Origin of the sequence: Pararhodospirillum oryzae (genome assembly GCF_007992075.1) — a bacterium.
In the GTDB taxonomy this organism is placed as follows: domain Bacteria; phylum Pseudomonadota; class Alphaproteobacteria; order Rhodospirillales; family Rhodospirillaceae; genus Pararhodospirillum; species Pararhodospirillum oryzae.
Genome location: NZ_BJZO01000015.1, coordinates 22,799 through 37,618, shown reverse-complemented (window position 1 = coordinate 37,618; position 14,820 = coordinate 22,799). Strand labels below are relative to the sequence as shown.

The window sequence follows — 14,820 nt, the reverse complement described above, 5'->3', positions numbered from 1 at the left end:
CAAGATCCCAAGACGAACCATCCCAAAAGCCCGGGCGGACGGGAAGCCGCGCCCGGACAAGGAGGCATCCTACGCGATTGGCGCCTTGGGCGCAGCGGCGACGGCACACTTCCCCTGCCCCCTCTGGCCGCCGGGGGCGCGCCCGACCCGTGCCGGAAGCAGGGGTCAGGGCGCGCGTTTGCTTACGACGGCAGGCCGGCGGGAACCTTGGCGGCTTCTTCGGCCTCCCGGGTCTGGGCGCTGCGGTCGCGGGCCAGGAAGGTGTAGACCACGGGCAGCACGAACAAGGTGAACAAGGTGCCAATGCTCATGCCCGACACGATCACCACGGCGATGGAAAACCGGCTCATGGCGCCGGCCCCCGAGGCGAACAGCAGCGGAATCAAGCCGCACACCATGGCCGCCGTGGTCATCAAGATGGGACGCAGCCGCAGGCGGGCCGCGACCTCGATGGCTTCGCGGCGGCTCAGGCCCTGTTGTTCCTGGCGTTCACGCGCCACCTCGCACATCAAGATGCCGTGCTTGGTGATCAGGCCGATCAGGGTCACCAGCCCGACCTGGGTATAGATGTTCATGGTCGCGGCGCCCAGGGCCAGCGGGATCAGCGCGCCGCTGATCGACATCGGCACCGACACCAGGATCACCAGGGGATCGCGGAAGCTCTCGAACTGAGCCGCCAGGACCAGGAAAATGATGATCAGGGCCAGGGCGAAGGTCAGGACCAGGGCGTTGCCTTCCTGGATGAACTGGCGCGACTGGCCCGTGTAATCGATGGTGTAGCCCTTGGGCAGCAATTCGCGCGCGGCATCTTGCAGCACCTTGAGGGCATCCCCTTGCGTGACCCCGGGCATGGGGAAGGCCGAGATGGTGAACGAGTTCAACTGATTGAACTGGGTCAACGACTGCGGTTGCACCTCGCGCGTGACCGCGATCAAGGACGACAGGGGGATCATCTCGCCCTTGTCGGTGCGCACGTGGAAGCGCCCCAGCGCCTCCGGATCCAGGCGGAAGGCATCGGGAACCCGGGGAATGACCTTGTACGAGCGGCCTTGCAGGTTCACGAGGTTGACGTAGTTGCCGCCGGTCATCAGGGCCAATGAGTCGCCGATGCCTTGCATCGACACCCCATAGGCGGCCGCCTTGTCGCGGTCGATGCTCACCAGCGAGCGCGGGCTGTCGAAATCCAAATCCTTGTCGATGAACGCGAACCGGCCGGCGGCGCGGGCCTTGTCCATCATCTGCTCGCTGATTTCGTTCATCACCTCGTAAGGCGCGGTCGAGGTGACGACGAACTGCACGGGCAGGCCATCGGAGCCGGGCAACGGCGCCGGGTTGAACACCGAGGCCTTGACCCCGGCAATGCCGTTCATGGTCTGCTGCACCGCGCCAACCAACTGGGCGGCGTTGCGCTCGCGTTCGTCCCACGGGCGCAGGCTGATGCCACCGAAGCCCTTGTTGGCCGTGCCCATGCCGGCGATCAGGAAGGTCTGGCTGGTTTCGGGATAGCTCAGCAGCGCCTTGTTGATCTGATCGACGAACACATTCATGTACGCGTTGCTGGCTTCGGGCGGGCCGTCGAAGGCGGTCAGCACCGCGCCCTGGTCCTCTTCCGGGGCCAGTTCGGTCGGGATGGCGGTAAACAGGAACGGCAGGCTGACGAACACGATCAGCGCGAAGACCACGGTGGGCGCGCGCTCGTTGAGCGAGCTTTTGAGCATGCGCCCGTAGCGGCGCTGCAAGGCCTCGAAGATGCTGTCCAGGCGCGCCGCCAGCCCCTTCTTGTCCTCGTCGTGGCGCAAGAGGCGCGAGCACATCATCGGCGACAAGGTAAGCGCGATGATCCCCGACACCACCACCGACCCGGCCAGGGCCAGGGCGAATTCCTGGAACAAGGCCCCGGTCAGGCCGCCCATGAAGGCAATGGGCGCGTACACCGCCGCCAGGGTGATGGTCATGGAAATCACCGGCACCGCGATTTCGCGCGTGCCGATCAAGGCGGCGTGGAAGGGGGAATTGCCCTCCTCGATATGGCGGTGAATGTTCTCCACCACCACGATGGCGTCATCGACCACCAGGCCGATGGCCAGCACCATGGCGAGCAAGGTCAGGAGGTTGATCGAAAAACCCAGCGCCAGCAGCAAAATGGTCACGCCGACCAGCGACAGCGGCATGGTGACCAGGGGAATGACCACCGAACGGAAGCTGCCCATGAACAGGAAAATGACCACCATCACGATCAGCGCCGCTTCCACGATGGTCTTGATCACCTCGTTGATGGAAGCCTGAATGAAGATGGTCGAGTCATAGGCAACGGTGGCGCTCATGCCCTCGGGCAGCTGGGCCACGATCTCGGGCAGGGCCTTGTCGCGGACCTCGCCGATCACGGTCAGCGGGTTGGCCTCGGGGGTGGTGAACACACCCACGAAAATGGCCGGCTCGCCGTTCGCGAACACGCTGGTGTCCTCGCTGGCCGACGCCAAGGTGACCTCGGCCACGTCCGACAGCCGCACAAGGCGCGCGCCGTCGTTGCGCACCACCATGTCGCGGAACTCGGCCACCTGGGTCAGGTCGGTCTTGGCCTTGATGTTGAGGATATCCAGCGTGCCCCGGGTCGAGCCCGCCGCCGAGGCGTAGTTGTTGGAAACCAGGGCGGCTTGCACGTCCTGGGGGGTGAGGCCCTGCTGGGCCATGCGTTCGGGGTTCAGCCAGACCCGGATGGAAAAGTCCTTGGAGCCAAACACCTCGGGGTTCGCGACCCCGGGCACGGCGGCGAGGCGGGGCTGGATCACCCGGTTGACGTAATCGGTGATCTGGGCCTGGTCGAACACGGTCGAGGAAAAGGCCAGGAAGGCCGACGGAAAGGTATCGCCGGTTTCCTTCTTGATCACCGGGTCGTCGATGCCGCGCGGCAGAACCGAGCGCACCTCGTTGACCTTGGCCGTGACCTCGGTCATCGCCGCGTTCGGGTCCTCGTTCAAGCGCACGTAGGCCTGGACCTCGGTCATGCCCTGCGACGAGGTGGATTTCAGGTAGTCCAGGCCCTTGGCCGTCGAGACCGCCTTTTGCAGCGGCTGGGTGACGAAGCCTTGCATCAGGTCGGCGTCGGCGCCGGGGTAGGTCACGGTCACCGTGATGACCGTGTTCTTCATTTCCGGATACTGACGCACCGGCAACGAGAACAGGGCCTGCAAGCCGATGACCAGGACCAGCAGGCTGATCACCGACGCCAGCACCGGCCTTTTGATGAAAATATCGAAGGTATGCATGGCGGCGATCCTATCGGGCCGCGCCGGCGGCGGCGGCGGCACTGAGGGGAACATCGGCGATCGTCACCAGCGAGCCGTTTTGCAGCTTCATCTGCCCGGAGGTCACGATGCGCTGGCCGTCTTCCAGGCCGCTTGCCACCGCGACCCGGTCGCCGCGCCGCTCGCCCAGGGCCACGACCACCCGCTCGACCGCGGCTTCGGCACCGGCGGGCGCGCCTTCCGGCAGGGGCCCCAGCACGAACACCGCGTCGCCCGACAGGCTGTAGGTGACGCTGGACACGGGCACGCTGAGCACGGTCTGGGATTCCGGACGAATGACCTCGACATGGGTCAGCATGCCCGGGCGCAAGGCGTCGTCGGGGTTATCGAAGCGCGCTTCCACCCGCACCATGCCGGTGTTGGCGTCGATCTGCGGGGCGATGGCGGTGATCGTGCCCATGAACGTGCGTCCGGGCCAGCTGTCGGTGGTCAGTTCAACGCCCGCGCCCACGCTGAGCAGGGCCAGATCACGCTGCGAAACCGTGAAGTCGGCCATGATCACCGAAAGGTCCTGGAGATTAACCAGGGTTTGGCCGGCATTGACATAGGCGCCCAGGTCCACCTGCCGCACCCCCAGACGCCCGGAAAACGGCGCGCGAATGGTTTTCTTGGCGATGCGGGCCTGTATTTCCTTGATGTTGGCCTCGGCGACGCCGACCTGCGCGTTGGCCTCGTCCAGGTTGGCGCGGGTTCCGGCGGCCGTCTGGGCCAGGCGCTGGGCGCGGCTCGCGGTGATGTGGGCCAGGTTGGCCGTGGCCCGCGCCGAAGCCAGCTGGCTTTCTTCCTCGTCCGCGTCGAGCTGCACCAGGACATCGCCCTTGCGCACCATCCGCCCCGAGTCGAACAAGATGGCCTGGACCTGTCCGCCCACCGACGGGCTGACATCCACGCCGCTGCGCGCGCGCAAGGTGCCGACGGCGGGCACGCTCACCCGCCAGGATTCCCGCGCCACCGGTTCGGCCGTGACGGTCACCACCTGCACCGGCAGATTGGCGAAATATTCCGCGATCATTTTCTGGCGAAACTGGGTGAAGCCAATGACCCCGCCAAACAGGACCGTTCCGCCCACCACCATGATGGCCATGCGTTTAAGATTCATCGTTCCCTCGATTATCCGAGTACTCGGCTAGTGTTGGGGTTCATGGGATGCGACGGCCCCGCGCACGGGTGAAGAGCCTTGCGCCCTCCACCGGTTCCTGGCCTAGGCCAGCAAGGCCATGGCGGTCTGACGCAGATTTTCCATTGTCGCGTCGTCGTAAAGATGAAGTCCGGTGACCCGGTTCAAGAAAAGCCCATCCAGGGCCAGACCGATCAGCAGCGCCCGGGTCGGATCCGGGCTGTCGGAGCGCAGGCGCTCCAGGATATCGTGAAACATGGCCCGGATGGGAGCCAGCAGGTCGGGGTTCAGGGCCACCGCCGCCAGCACCGCCGCGCCCACCGGATCCGCGCCCGGTCCCCTGGGGTCGAACGACAGCCCCACGTAGGTGCGCGCCCAGCGGTAGGGCCCTTCGGCTTCCCGGGCGTACATGGCGGCGGCCTGCTCGTCGTATTCCTCGATCAGGCGCTGGACCATGGCCCGGATCAGATCATCCTTGGACCGGAAATGATACAAAACCCCCCCCTTGGAAACACCAGCCTGCCGGGCTGCCTCATCCAGGGTCAGGCGCGCCGCGCCTTGTTCGCGCACAATATACATCGCGGCTTCCACAATTCTGGCGCGCGTTTCTGGTCCCGCCATGGGTCCTGTCCTCACTCGAAATACCAGGGGTCAACCCCGACCGCGTCCGGTCCGCGCAACAGCAGGACCGTCCGGACGGTACAAAACAGGGGTCGGATATGGGATCCGATCCCGGCTCTGTCCAGGACACATGACGCATGGGAGGCATGCCAAAAAAGCAAACCGAGAGCGCCTTCCAAGGGGAGGCGTTCTAAGAATGCGACTTAATGCATTACGCTACGTCGCGCCACACCTCCTTGCCAGGAGGCCTCCTCGCGGGCCCCATACCTTTAAAAAAGTGGGACCCGATCCGGCCCGGCGTTGCCTCATGGGCACCAGGGCCGGCGCGCCTCGCCGCCGTAAGGGCGGGCGAGCCCTTCGGCGATCAGAAGCCCGGCCAGGTCCTGGCCGTCGGGCAGCGTGATCGCCGCCACCACGCGCCCGGCGTACTTGCCGTTGCGCACCGACCACAGCCGCACCCCGGCCCCCGCCGCCGTGACCAGGGCGGCCACGCGCGCCGTTGCCTGCTCGGCCAGGGCGCGCTCGGCCGGACATTTGCCGCGCCGTTCCGGGGTATCGATGCCCTCGACCCGCACCGCCGTGATCACCTGGTGGTCGGGCCAGATCAGGGCCTGGACCTCGACCGTGTCGCCGTCGATCACCCGCAGAACCTGGGCTTCGATCGGCCCCGGGATCGGCCGCGCCCGCCATTCGGGAGACGCGGCCCCGGCCAGATTGACCATGGCCCCCAGGGCCATGAGCGCGGCCGCCCCGATCCGGGCCCCGCGTCCTGCCTCAAACCGTGGTCGGGAGTTTCCGCACGCCTGGCGCATTGCCACACCCATGCCGATAGTAAAATTCTCTTTAATCGGCATTGTATCAATGGGCCGCGCGGAAAGTCCAGCGCGCGCGTGAAACAGAAGCAGAACATCCCGCGATGAAGCAAAACCGGATCAGAAATCCGAACAGCGTCCGCCCCGTTCCCAATCATTGTAACGGGTTGGCTCGGGGCCCTTGGGGCCGCCGATCTCAACCACCGGCTCCCGGGGCGCGGCCCCGTCGGGCCCCGGCGTCGCGGGCATCGACTCGACCGGGGACGTGGACGGCGCGGCAGGCTTTTCCGCCGGCGTGGACGAGGCCGCCGGAGCGGACGACGGGGAAGGAGAACGCGTTGACATGGCGGGTTTCACTCCAAATCTCGGGGGAACGCGAAGCAAATTCGGCCAACCCGGCCCCGCATGCAAGACCCGCGCGGCTCCCTCCCGGGCCCTGCCCGGGGTCCGCGCGTCTTGACGCTTGACGGGCCAGCCAATCCGCCTATCTCAGGGCACGATAAGGGTCCACCACAGAGGTTCGTCCCATGTCCTTCACCCGAATCGCCTTGCTCCTGGCCGTGCTCACCGCCTTGTTCGTGGGCGTGGGCAACCTGGTCGCCGGCCAGACCGGCATGATCATCGCCCTGGCCATGGCCGGGGCCATGAACATGCTGGCATACTGGAACGCCGACAAGATGGTTCTCGGCATGCACGGCGCCGTGCCCGTCGACGAGACCAGCGCCCCCGATCTGGTCGAGCTGATCGCCTCGCTCGCCCGGCGGGCCGATCTGCCCATGCCCCGGGTCTATGTCATCGAAACCCCGCAGCCCAACGCCTTCGCCACCGGGCGCAACCCCGAGCACGCCGCCGTCGCCGTCACCACCGGCTTGATGGCGCGCCTGAACCGCGAGGAACTGGCCGGGGTGCTGGCGCACGAACTGGCCCACGTGCGCCACCGCGATACCCTGACCATGACCCTGACCGCCACCCTGGCCGGCGCCATTTCGATGCTGGGGAACTTCGCGTTCCTGTTCGGCGCCAGCGGCTCGCGCGATGAAAACGGCAACGCCTCGCCGCTGGGCGCGATCGGCGGCCTGCTGATGGTGCTGGTGGCGCCGTTCGCCGCCTTCCTGGTTCAGATGGCGATCTCGCGCACCGGGGAATACCGCGCCGACCGCACCGGCGCCGAAATCTGCGGCCATCCCCTGTGGCTGGCCCGCGCCCTGGAAAAAATCGAGCACGACGCCCGCGCCATCGCCAACCCCGGGGCCGAGCGCAACCCGGCCACCGCGCCCTTGTTCATCATCAATCCCCTGAGCGGCCAGGGAATGGACAACCTGTTCGCCACCCATCCTTCCACCGCCAACCGCGTGGCCCGCCTGCGCGCCCTGGCCGGCGCCCGTCAGCCGGGGCCCTGGGGATAACTCTCCCTTCAAGGCCGGCCTCCTGGTCGGGGACGCCCGCGCCCCCTACCAGGCCGCCACCGTGCCATCCGCGCGCGGATCAACGGCCCCTTCCAAGGTGCCCTCGGGATGGGCCACGATCGCGCCCGCTACCCCCATGCTTTCGTCAAAGGGTTCGGTCACGCTCACCCGCTGGCCATGACGGCTGAACTCCTCGATCACCGCCGCGTCCAGGCGGCTTTCGGCCACCACCCCGGCCGGGCGCCCGCCCGCGTCCCCCTCCAGCCGCCAGCGCGGCGCGCTCACCGCCGCTTGCACGTTCTCGCCAAACAGGGCCGCGCGCACGAATACCGCCGCGAGCCCCAGGGGCGTGCCCAGCCCGCCCGAGCAGCCCACCGCCATCACCCGCCCGTCGCGCAGCCGGGCCAGGGCCGGGGCCAGGGGATGGGGCGGCTTGCGTCCAGGCGTCAGGGGATTGGGGGCGTCGTCGTCCAATGAAAACGCGGCCCCGTGGCCGTGCCACAGCACGCCGGTGCCGGGCAGCACCACCCCGGAGCCGAAGCCACGGCCCAGCCCCTGGGCATAGCTGACCACCCGCCCCGCCCCATCGGCGACGCCGATCCAAAGGGAATCGCCCTCGGTCGCGCCCACGCGCACGCCCTCGGCCGCGCCGGTTTCGGTTCCCTGAGGGAGCCCCAGGCCGGCGGCCAGATCATCCAGCACCCGCGCCGACAGATAGGTGGCGGCATGCACGCCCATGAAGCGTGGATCGGCGATGCGGGTGTCCCGGATGCGCCCGGCCACTCCCGCCGCCTCGCTCAACACCCGGGCCCAGGCGGGATCCAGCGCCCCGCGCACCCCGGCCCGCTGGAACAAGCCCAGGATCATGGCCGTGGCCAGCCCCTGGGTTGGCGGGGGCGTGACGTGAACCACCGCCAGGTCGCCCCCCAGGGTCAGCGCCAGCGTGCGCCGGCGCACCGGCCGGTGGCGGGCCAGGTCGCCCGCCGAAACCAGGGCCCCCACGGCCTTGAGGTCGGCGGCCAGGGCCTGGCCCGACGCGCCACGATAAAAGCCATCCAACCCTTCCGCCCCCAGGAGCGCCAGGGTCCTGGCCAGGGCCGGAGCGGTCCGCACGGTGCCCGCGCGGGGCACCCGCCCCTGGGCATCCAGGAAACAGGCCGAAAATCCGGGCTGATCCTTGAGCGCGCCCAGCAGCCGGCGCAAGCAGCGTTCCTGATCGTGCGACACGGGCACGCCGTCGCGGGCGTGATCGATCGCCTCGGCCAGCAACCGCGCCACGGGCAGCCGTCCACCCCAGCGCGCCGACAGATCAAGGGCCGACTGCCACCCCGACACACAGCCCGCCACCGTGCACGCGGCCTCGGGGCCATGGGCCGGGACGCGGCTCAGCCCCCGGGTCCGCCACACGGGGGCCTCGGCCTGGGCCCCGGCGGCCCCGCTGCCGTCGATGGACACCGGCGGCCGGCCGGGTTCGTGCACGATCCACATGCCGTCGCCGCCCAGCCCGGCCCGGTGGGGACAGACCACCGCCGCCGTGGCCGCCGCCGCCACCGTGGCCTCGATGGCGTTGCCCCCCTCGCGCAGCACGGCCAGCCCGGCTTGCGCCGCCAGATGGTGGGGAGCACTGACCATCCCTCGCCGCGACACCTTGGAGGTCAACATGGCCTGGTGTTCTCCGTGTTATGCCTTGCGTCGTTCACGCCGCCCCCCATCCGGTCGCGTTCGCCCCGTCGCGCCCATGTTGCCCCCGGGATGCCTTTCGTCCAAAAGCCCCTGTCCGCTCTCGACCCCGCCCCCCGGCCGGGCTAGAAAGGGCCGATCCCCCCTTCAAGCTTTCGCAACGGACGGCAGACATGCAGACCAGGGACTACGCCAGTGCCCTTTATATTCCCATCGCCTGGGAATTGTTTCACCGAGATTCCCGGGCCCTGGCCCACCGTCTGATGAACAAGGGGCCCTTTCATGGCATCGTGGCCGTGACCCGGGGCGGCTTGATTCCCAGCTCGATCATCGCCCGCGAATTGGACCTGCGCGTGGTCGAAAGCGTGGGCGTGGCTTCCTACGACGATCGCACCCAAGGCGAGGTGCGGGTGATCAAGGCCTTCAACCGCGATCTGGTGGGCGATGGCAGCGGCTGGCTGGTGATCGACGACCTGGTGGACAGCGGCGTGACCGCCCGCGCGGTGCGCACGCTTCTGCCCAAGGCCCACATGGCCACCGTCTACGCCAAGCCCGAGGGACAGGCCGAGGTTGACACCTTCGTGGTGGGCGTGCGGCAGGACGTCTGGCTGTTGTTCCCGTGGGACGCCGATCTTCAGCCCAACGAGCCGCTGGTCCGTCAGCAAGACGCCCTGGAGCGCAACCCCTTCGACCAGCGCCTGGACCGCTAGCGGCGAGGCCGGGCGGCGGGATTCCCCGCTCCCCGGCCTTGCGTGACCACGAAAAAGCCTAGTCCAGGTAGTCGCGGGCCAGCACCTCGGCAATCTGCACGGCGTTCAGCGCCGCGCCCTTGCGCAGGTTGTCGGCCACGCACCAGAACGACAGACCGTTGTCCACCGTGGTGTCCTTGCGCAGGCGCGAAACGTACACGGCATCCTCGCCCGAGGCCTCGACCGGCGTCACGTAGCCCTCGTTGGCGCGGTGATCAACCACCACCACCCCCGGCGCGTCCCTCAGCACCTCGCGCGCGGCCACGTCGCTGATCGGCTTTTCGGTTTCGATGGTCACGTACTCGCCATGTCCGCAGAACACGGGCACCCGCGCGCAGTTGGCATGCACCCGGATGTCGGGATCCAGGATCTTGCGCGTTTCGACGGCCATCTTCCATTCCTCCTTGGTCGCGCCGTCGTCCATGAAGACGTCGATGTGAGGAATGACGTTAAAGGCGATCTGCTTGGTGAAGATCTCCTGGAAATCCGTGAAGGGCTGGTTGACGTAAATGCCCTTGGTCTGATTGAACAGCTCGTCCATCGCTTCCTTGCCGGCGCCCGCGACCGACTGGTACGTGCTGACGATGACCCGGCGCACGCCGAACGCCTCGTGCAGCGGCTTCAGGGCCACCACCATTTGAATGGTCGAGCAGTTCGGGTTGGCGATGATGTGGCGCTTGCGAAAACCGGCGATGGCTTCCGGGTTGACCTCGGGCACCACCAGGGGCACGTCCGGATCCATGCGGAACTGGCTGGTGTTGTCGATCACCACGCAGCCGGCCTCACCCGCGCGGGGGGCGAACTGGGCCGACACCTTGGCCCCGGGCGAGCTGAGCGCGATATCAAACCCGGTGAAATCAAAAGTCGCCAGGTCGCGGACCTTCAGCACCCGATCCTCGCCGAAGGAAACCTCGCGGCCCGTCGAACGCGACGAGGCCAGGGCCACGATTTCCTTCACCGGAAAGGCGCGCTCGTCCAGAATGGAGAGCATCTCGCGACCGACATTGCCCGTCGCTCCGACCACCGCCACGCGGTAGCCACCTTCTCTATACGCCATGATAAACCCCATCGACCGGCGGGCGGGACCGCCGCATCAAAAAGCGGCCCCCAAGGGGGGGCAACGCTACTCTTCCGCGCTGTCGGGATCAAGGGTGCCCGTGCACCCCCGGCCCGTTATTCCTGCCGCTGCGGCCGGTTGGGATAAATAACCCCGCGCTTGGGCACGCCGTGATGGGGGTCGTCGCTCCAGTCCGCGAAGGTGGTCGGCACGTCCATGTCGGCCGTTTGGGCCGGATCGCGCGATGCCGACTGCATGGCGATCTGCGGCGCCTGGTCATCCGTATAGAAGTAGTGCGCGCCAATGCGCACGGTGCGGGTCAGGCTGCGGGTCCACGACGGGCGCACGGCCCTGGCGTGATACCACAACGCGCCGCCGGTGGGATCATTGATCGCGTTGTCCCGGCGCAGGACCGACAGGGCCAGCAGAACGGACGAACGCCAGACCTCGGGGTTGGCGGGGGTGTCGGATTTTCCGTCGCACGCCCACGAAAATTGGCATCGGCGGGACGCGTGGCTGCGATCATCGGTGATCACGTCGCACAGCGAGCCCGGAAACCGGGGATCACGCGCCCGGTTCAAAACCACCTGCGCCACCGCCACGCGGCCGCGCAAGGACTCTCCGCGTGCTTCCCAGTAGTCGTTCAGGGCCAGGCAAAGCATGTCCTGGCGGGATACCACCAGGGACCCCGGTGCAATTCGAATGTCCTGGGGTAAAGAGGCGCCCGCCGCGCGGACCAGGTCGGGAACCGGCGAGGCGGCACGCGCCTGTCGGAAATCACCCCCTGTTGCAACCAGTACCAACGCCATCAGCGCGGTCAGGATAAGTCTCATCGGCTGTCTCCCGTCTGCCGGCCAGCCCGTCCCGGGATTGATCCACGAAGGACCGGGGAACAGGGGTCGACACGACTCTTTCGTTTCTGTCCGACTGGCTTTCCCGCCGGGATACCCGCGTTGGGCATCGCGACCAAAAAAAGCTCTGCTTCAGATCCCGGGCCTTTGCCGGGTCGGTTCCTCATGCGTTTTCGTCGGGGTTGACCGACGCCCCGCTGCCGGGACGTCGAGGTGTGAAGGACCGGAGCCGCGCCCCTGGGGCGGGTGAAACCGGTCGCCGCCCAAGGGCGGGTTCAATGGGGCACAAGGCCCCCGGCGCGGGTGTCGGGTCCGGATCAAGCCGGCCCGCCGGACGGGGGAGGTCCCGCCGCATTCCGATGCGGTGGCCGGAGTGTCGCGACGGACCGGGCGAAGCTCAATGCCCTGCGCGCGGGCGACAATACCGTTTGCCGCCGCCGTTGCCAATCAGCAACAGGCTGATCCGGGCCGTTTTCCCCGGAGAAACGGTCATCTCGTTGAAACACCGTCAGTTTCGAGACGATCCAGGAAACGCGTCCTCACACACGCGGCAAAAAAACCGGACGGGGTCAAGAAAAACCGTTAACACATTTTATGGGAGATAATTACGGGCGCTCAATCGCGATAGTAGCCACACCGGCCCCGATCAGCCCCACGCCCCCGGCGCGCCCCGCGAGTCGAAGCCCGCGTTCCAGACACCCCACGCGCCCCAAACGATCGGCGAGCAGGGCATAGCCCAGGGCATTCAACGCCGCCATCGTCACGAAAACGGCCCCCAACGTCACCGCCTGCGGGGCCAGTGGCGCGGCCTTGGACATGAACTGAGGGACAAAGGCCACGAAAAAAAGAAGACTTTTGGGATTCAGGCTGGTCACGAGCCAGGCATCGCGGGCCAGGGACAGCCCGGAAGCGCCCCCGCAAGCACCCAGGCGGGACGAAACCGGGGCGCGAGAGGCCAGATCCCGGGGCGGATGACGCAGCAACCCCAGCCCCAGGCCAATCAACACGGCGGCTCCGGCCAGCTTGACCGCGGAAAACAAGGCGGCGGACGCCGCGAGCAAGGCGCCCAGCCCTCCCAGCGAGGCGGCCAGGGCGGTGGCATCCCCCAAGGCGACGCCGGCCACCGACCACAAGGCCGCGCGGCTGCCCCGGGTCAGGGCATGGCTCGCGACCAGCAGCACCGTGGGCCCCGGCGTGATCAACAAAACGCCGGAGGCGGCCACGAAAGCCATGAGGGTGGGAAAGGAAAGACCGTCGGGAAGCACCACGACACCCGCTTGGAAAGGCCGGTCGGAAGACCAGGCACGCTTGCTCATGCCAGGGCGGGACGATGCCAGTGGACACCACCCGGCCCGGGCCCTGACCAAACCCTATCCTTCTTCAGGGAAAAGCGGTGTCCACGTTTCCCTGAAGAACACTCAAACGCCCGCTTACTGGGCCGTGCCGTCGTCGGGGAAGTAATCCACGGCGGCGCCTTCGCCGGCCTTGGGATCGATGTTGCGCACCTGCGCCCGGCGCATCTGGATATACAGGCTGCGCACGGTGGCATAGTAATCAAGCGAGGTCTTGCGCAGCGCGTCCATTTCGGAAACATGCCCGCCGTATTCGGTCGCGGCGCTGCCATAGGTGCGCCCGGCCGAAATCATCGTGCCGGTATCGCCCCCCGGGACCCAGAACAGGGGATGGCTCACCATGTCCACGCCCGCGCCCAGGGCATCGCGCGGGTTCGACGGCCCCAGCAGCGGCAGCACCATGTAAGGACCGTCGCCCAGCCCCCATGTGCCCAGGGTCTGGCCGAAATCCTCGTCATGCTTGGGCATGCCCATGCCCTCGGCCACGTCGAACAGGCCAAAAAGGCCCACCGTGGTGTTGATCAGGAAGCGCCCGGTCGTCACCCATGCCCGCTCGAACTCGCCTTGCAGCAGATCGTTGAGCAAAATCACCGGCGATTTGATATTATGAATCAGGTTGTCCACGGCCTCCTTGCCCTCGTCGGGCAGGACCATGTACGGCGCGATCCACGGGCGCATGAAGGTGTACACCACGTCGTTGACCGCGAAAACGTAGCGGTTCCACGGCTCCATGGGGTCGGCGACCAGTTCACCGGTCGTCTTGGGGGAGTCCCCGGTTTCCGGCGCGGTGCTGGCGCACGCCGCGACGGCGCACAAGGCCAGGGCCATGGTGCCCGCGCGGACGACGCCGCCAAAGGAACGCAAGGAGTCGGAAAACGAGTTGGCCATCACACTTCCCTGTCCAGTCGAGTTAACACTGTCCTCCGCCCGATCGTGGGCGGGGGATAGGGAATCCCCCCGTGACCGAGCCCCAGACCCCCCGTCACGCCCCCCGCGAAGCGGGTTGTCCGTGTCCCTGAAGTCGTGCGAGTCTTACGCGCTTCGTCGCGGACCGGCAATACGGAATACCGGGCCGGTGTGGCGGGAATACCGCCCTGTTGCGCAAAAGCCGCGATATCCGCCCCCGTGACGGACACGCCCCCCGAAGCTCACTTTGGCGAGTCTTGTCTCTTTATTCCACGCGAAGGGTTTCCATCCCATGAACCGCCGTCTTGCCTGCCCGTTCTGGACGGGCGTCCTTCTCGCGGTCGTTCTTGCCGCTCTTGCCGTGTCTTCCCCGGCGCGGGCCCAGAACGCCCCGGCCGAGGTGGTTGGCCATTTCCACGACGCCTTGCTCTCGGTCATGCGCGATGCCCAGGCCCTCGGGCCCGAGGGCCGGCGCGCCCGCCTGGACGGCCCCGTGCGCGCCACCTTCGACTTCGCGCGCATGGCCCGCGTGGTGGCCGGCCGCGCCGCCCGCGAGGCCTCCCCCGAGCAGCAGGCCCGCTACATCGAAGCCTTCGCCCGCTTCAGCGTCGCCACCTACGCGGCGCGTTTCACCGGCTGGTCCGGACAGCGCTTTGAAACCCTGGGCACCGACCCCGGCCCGCAAGGGACCACCTTGGTCCGAACCCGCCTGGTTCAGCCCAGCGGAGAGCCGATCGCGCTTACCTACGTGACGGAAACCGCCCCGGATCAGCCCGCGCGGGTGATTGATGTTCTGATGCAAGGGTCGATCAGCGAGCTTGCGGTGCGCCGTTCGGAATACGCCGCCACCTTGACCCAGGGAGGCCTCGACGCGCTCAGCGCGGCCCTGGAAACCCAGGCCACCACCTTGCTGGCCCCCGCCCGATGACCCCCCGGGGGCAGGGCCGCGCCCCTGCCCCCGCCC

Annotated in this window: 13 protein-coding genes; 3 read left to right on the top strand and 10 right to left on the bottom strand. The window is 67.6% G+C overall.

Annotated features, from left to right (window positions below; genetic code table 11):
- Nucleotides 1-182 precede the first annotated feature (182 nt).
- The 5 genes from ROR02_RS04385 to ROR02_RS04365 all read right to left on the bottom strand — a co-directional run bounded on the left by ROR02_RS04385 (nt 183) and on the right by ROR02_RS04365 (nt 6,200).
- Nucleotides 183-3,266: an efflux RND transporter permease subunit gene (locus ROR02_RS04385; protein WP_147162797.1), complete on the bottom strand. Its 3,084-nt coding sequence runs from the start codon at nt 3,264-3,266 to the stop codon at nt 183-185.
- A 10-nt stretch (nt 3,267-3,276) separates the two neighbouring features.
- Nucleotides 3,277-4,404 (bottom strand): efflux RND transporter periplasmic adaptor subunit, encoded by a 1,128-nt coding sequence (locus ROR02_RS04380; protein ID WP_147162796.1) that lies wholly within the window; start codon nt 4,402-4,404, stop codon nt 3,277-3,279.
- Between the two features lie 102 nt (nt 4,405-4,506).
- On the bottom strand, nt 4,507-5,043 hold the full coding sequence (locus ROR02_RS04375; protein ID WP_147162795.1) for a TetR/AcrR family transcriptional regulator: 537 nt from the start codon (nt 5,041-5,043) through the stop codon (nt 4,507-4,509).
- A gap of 305 nt (nt 5,044-5,348) precedes the next feature.
- The gene (locus ROR02_RS04370; protein ID WP_170244958.1) at nt 5,349-5,780 is read right to left on the bottom strand and encodes a thermonuclease family protein; all 432 of its coding nucleotides are present in this window, start codon (nt 5,778-5,780) and stop codon (nt 5,349-5,351) included.
- Between the two features lie 195 nt (nt 5,781-5,975).
- On the bottom strand, nt 5,976-6,200 hold the full coding sequence (locus ROR02_RS04365) for a DUF1674 domain-containing protein (protein ID WP_147162793.1): 225 nt from the start codon (nt 6,198-6,200) through the stop codon (nt 5,976-5,978).
- Nucleotides 6,201-6,382: 182 nt separating this feature from the next.
- On the opposite strand from ROR02_RS04365, the gene htpX reads away from it, so the two are divergent.
- The gene (htpX, locus tag ROR02_RS04360; RefSeq protein WP_147162792.1) at nt 6,383-7,261 is read left to right on the top strand and encodes a zinc metalloprotease HtpX; all 879 of its coding nucleotides are present in this window, start codon (nt 6,383-6,385) and stop codon (nt 7,259-7,261) included.
- A 45-nt stretch (nt 7,262-7,306) separates the two neighbouring features.
- On the opposite strand, the gene ROR02_RS04355 is transcribed toward htpX, so the two are convergent.
- Nucleotides 7,307-8,923, bottom strand: a complete 1,617-nt coding sequence (locus ROR02_RS04355) for a gamma-glutamyltransferase family protein (RefSeq protein ID WP_147162791.1) — start codon at nt 8,921-8,923, stop codon at nt 7,307-7,309.
- A gap of 191 nt (nt 8,924-9,114) precedes the next feature.
- Between ROR02_RS04355 and gpt the strand changes: the two genes are divergently transcribed.
- On the top strand, nt 9,115-9,651 hold the full coding sequence (gene gpt, locus ROR02_RS04350) for a xanthine phosphoribosyltransferase (protein WP_147162790.1): 537 nt from the start codon (nt 9,115-9,117) through the stop codon (nt 9,649-9,651).
- A gap of 58 nt (nt 9,652-9,709) precedes the next feature.
- Here gpt and ROR02_RS04345 read toward each other — a convergent pair whose 3' ends face one another.
- The 4 genes from ROR02_RS04345 to ROR02_RS04330 form a co-directional block, all read right to left on the bottom strand.
- Nucleotides 9,710-10,747 carry an aspartate-semialdehyde dehydrogenase gene (locus tag ROR02_RS04345; protein WP_147162789.1) on the bottom strand — a complete coding sequence of 346 codons (1,038 nt, stop codon included), beginning with the start codon at nt 10,745-10,747 and terminating at the stop codon, nt 9,710-9,712.
- A 116-nt stretch (nt 10,748-10,863) separates the two neighbouring features.
- Entirely contained in the window at nt 10,864-11,580 is a 717-nt protein-coding gene (locus tag ROR02_RS04340; RefSeq protein ID WP_147162788.1) for a cell wall hydrolase, read from the bottom strand.
- A 623-nt stretch (nt 11,581-12,203) separates the two neighbouring features.
- The gene (locus ROR02_RS04335) at nt 12,204-12,914 is read right to left on the bottom strand and encodes a LysE family translocator (protein ID WP_246135395.1); all 711 of its coding nucleotides are present in this window, start codon (nt 12,912-12,914) and stop codon (nt 12,204-12,206) included.
- 114 nt (nt 12,915-13,028) lie between these two features.
- The gene (locus ROR02_RS04330; protein WP_147162787.1) at nt 13,029-13,838 is read right to left on the bottom strand and encodes an MlaA family lipoprotein; all 810 of its coding nucleotides are present in this window, start codon (nt 13,836-13,838) and stop codon (nt 13,029-13,031) included.
- 310 nt (nt 13,839-14,148) lie between these two features.
- Between ROR02_RS04330 and ROR02_RS04325 the strand changes: the two genes are divergently transcribed.
- On the top strand, nt 14,149-14,784 hold the full coding sequence (locus ROR02_RS04325; RefSeq protein ID WP_147162786.1) for an ABC transporter substrate-binding protein: 636 nt from the start codon (nt 14,149-14,151) through the stop codon (nt 14,782-14,784).
- The last annotated feature ends 36 nt before the right edge of the window (nt 14,785-14,820 follow it).

Coding starts and splice junctions, on each gene's coding strand:
- ROR02_RS04380 (WP_147162796.1), bottom strand. CDS start 4,404: ATGAATCTTAAACGCATGGCCATCATGGTGGTGGGCGGAACGGTCCTG.
- ROR02_RS04355 (WP_147162791.1), bottom strand. CDS start 8,923: ATGTTGACCTCCAAGGTGTCGCGGCGAGGGATGGTCAGTGCTCCCCAC.
- htpX (WP_147162792.1), top strand. CDS start 6,383: ATGTCCTTCACCCGAATCGCCTTGCTCCTGGCCGTGCTCACCGCCTTG.
- gpt (WP_147162790.1), top strand. CDS start 9,115: ATGCAGACCAGGGACTACGCCAGTGCCCTTTATATTCCCATCGCCTGG.
- ROR02_RS04340 (WP_147162788.1), bottom strand. CDS start 11,580: ATGAGACTTATCCTGACCGCGCTGATGGCGTTGGTACTGGTTGCAACA.
- ROR02_RS04325 (WP_147162786.1), top strand. CDS start 14,149: ATGAACCGCCGTCTTGCCTGCCCGTTCTGGACGGGCGTCCTTCTCGCG.
- ROR02_RS04335 (WP_246135395.1), bottom strand. CDS start 12,914: ATGAGCAAGCGTGCCTGGTCTTCCGACCGGCCTTTCCAAGCGGGTGTC.
- ROR02_RS04385 (WP_147162797.1), bottom strand. CDS start 3,266: ATGCATACCTTCGATATTTTCATCAAAAGGCCGGTGCTGGCGTCGGTG.
- ROR02_RS04330 (WP_147162787.1), bottom strand. CDS start 13,838: ATGGCCAACTCGTTTTCCGACTCCTTGCGTTCCTTTGGCGGCGTCGTC.
- ROR02_RS04365 (WP_147162793.1), bottom strand. CDS start 6,200: ATGTCAACGCGTTCTCCTTCCCCGTCGTCCGCTCCGGCGGCCTCGTCC.
- ROR02_RS04375 (WP_147162795.1), bottom strand. CDS start 5,043: ATGGCGGGACCAGAAACGCGCGCCAGAATTGTGGAAGCCGCGATGTAT.
- ROR02_RS04370 (WP_170244958.1), bottom strand. CDS start 5,780: ATGGCCCTGGGGGCCATGGTCAATCTGGCCGGGGCCGCGTCTCCCGAA.
- ROR02_RS04345 (WP_147162789.1), bottom strand. CDS start 10,747: ATGGCGTATAGAGAAGGTGGCTACCGCGTGGCGGTGGTCGGAGCGACG.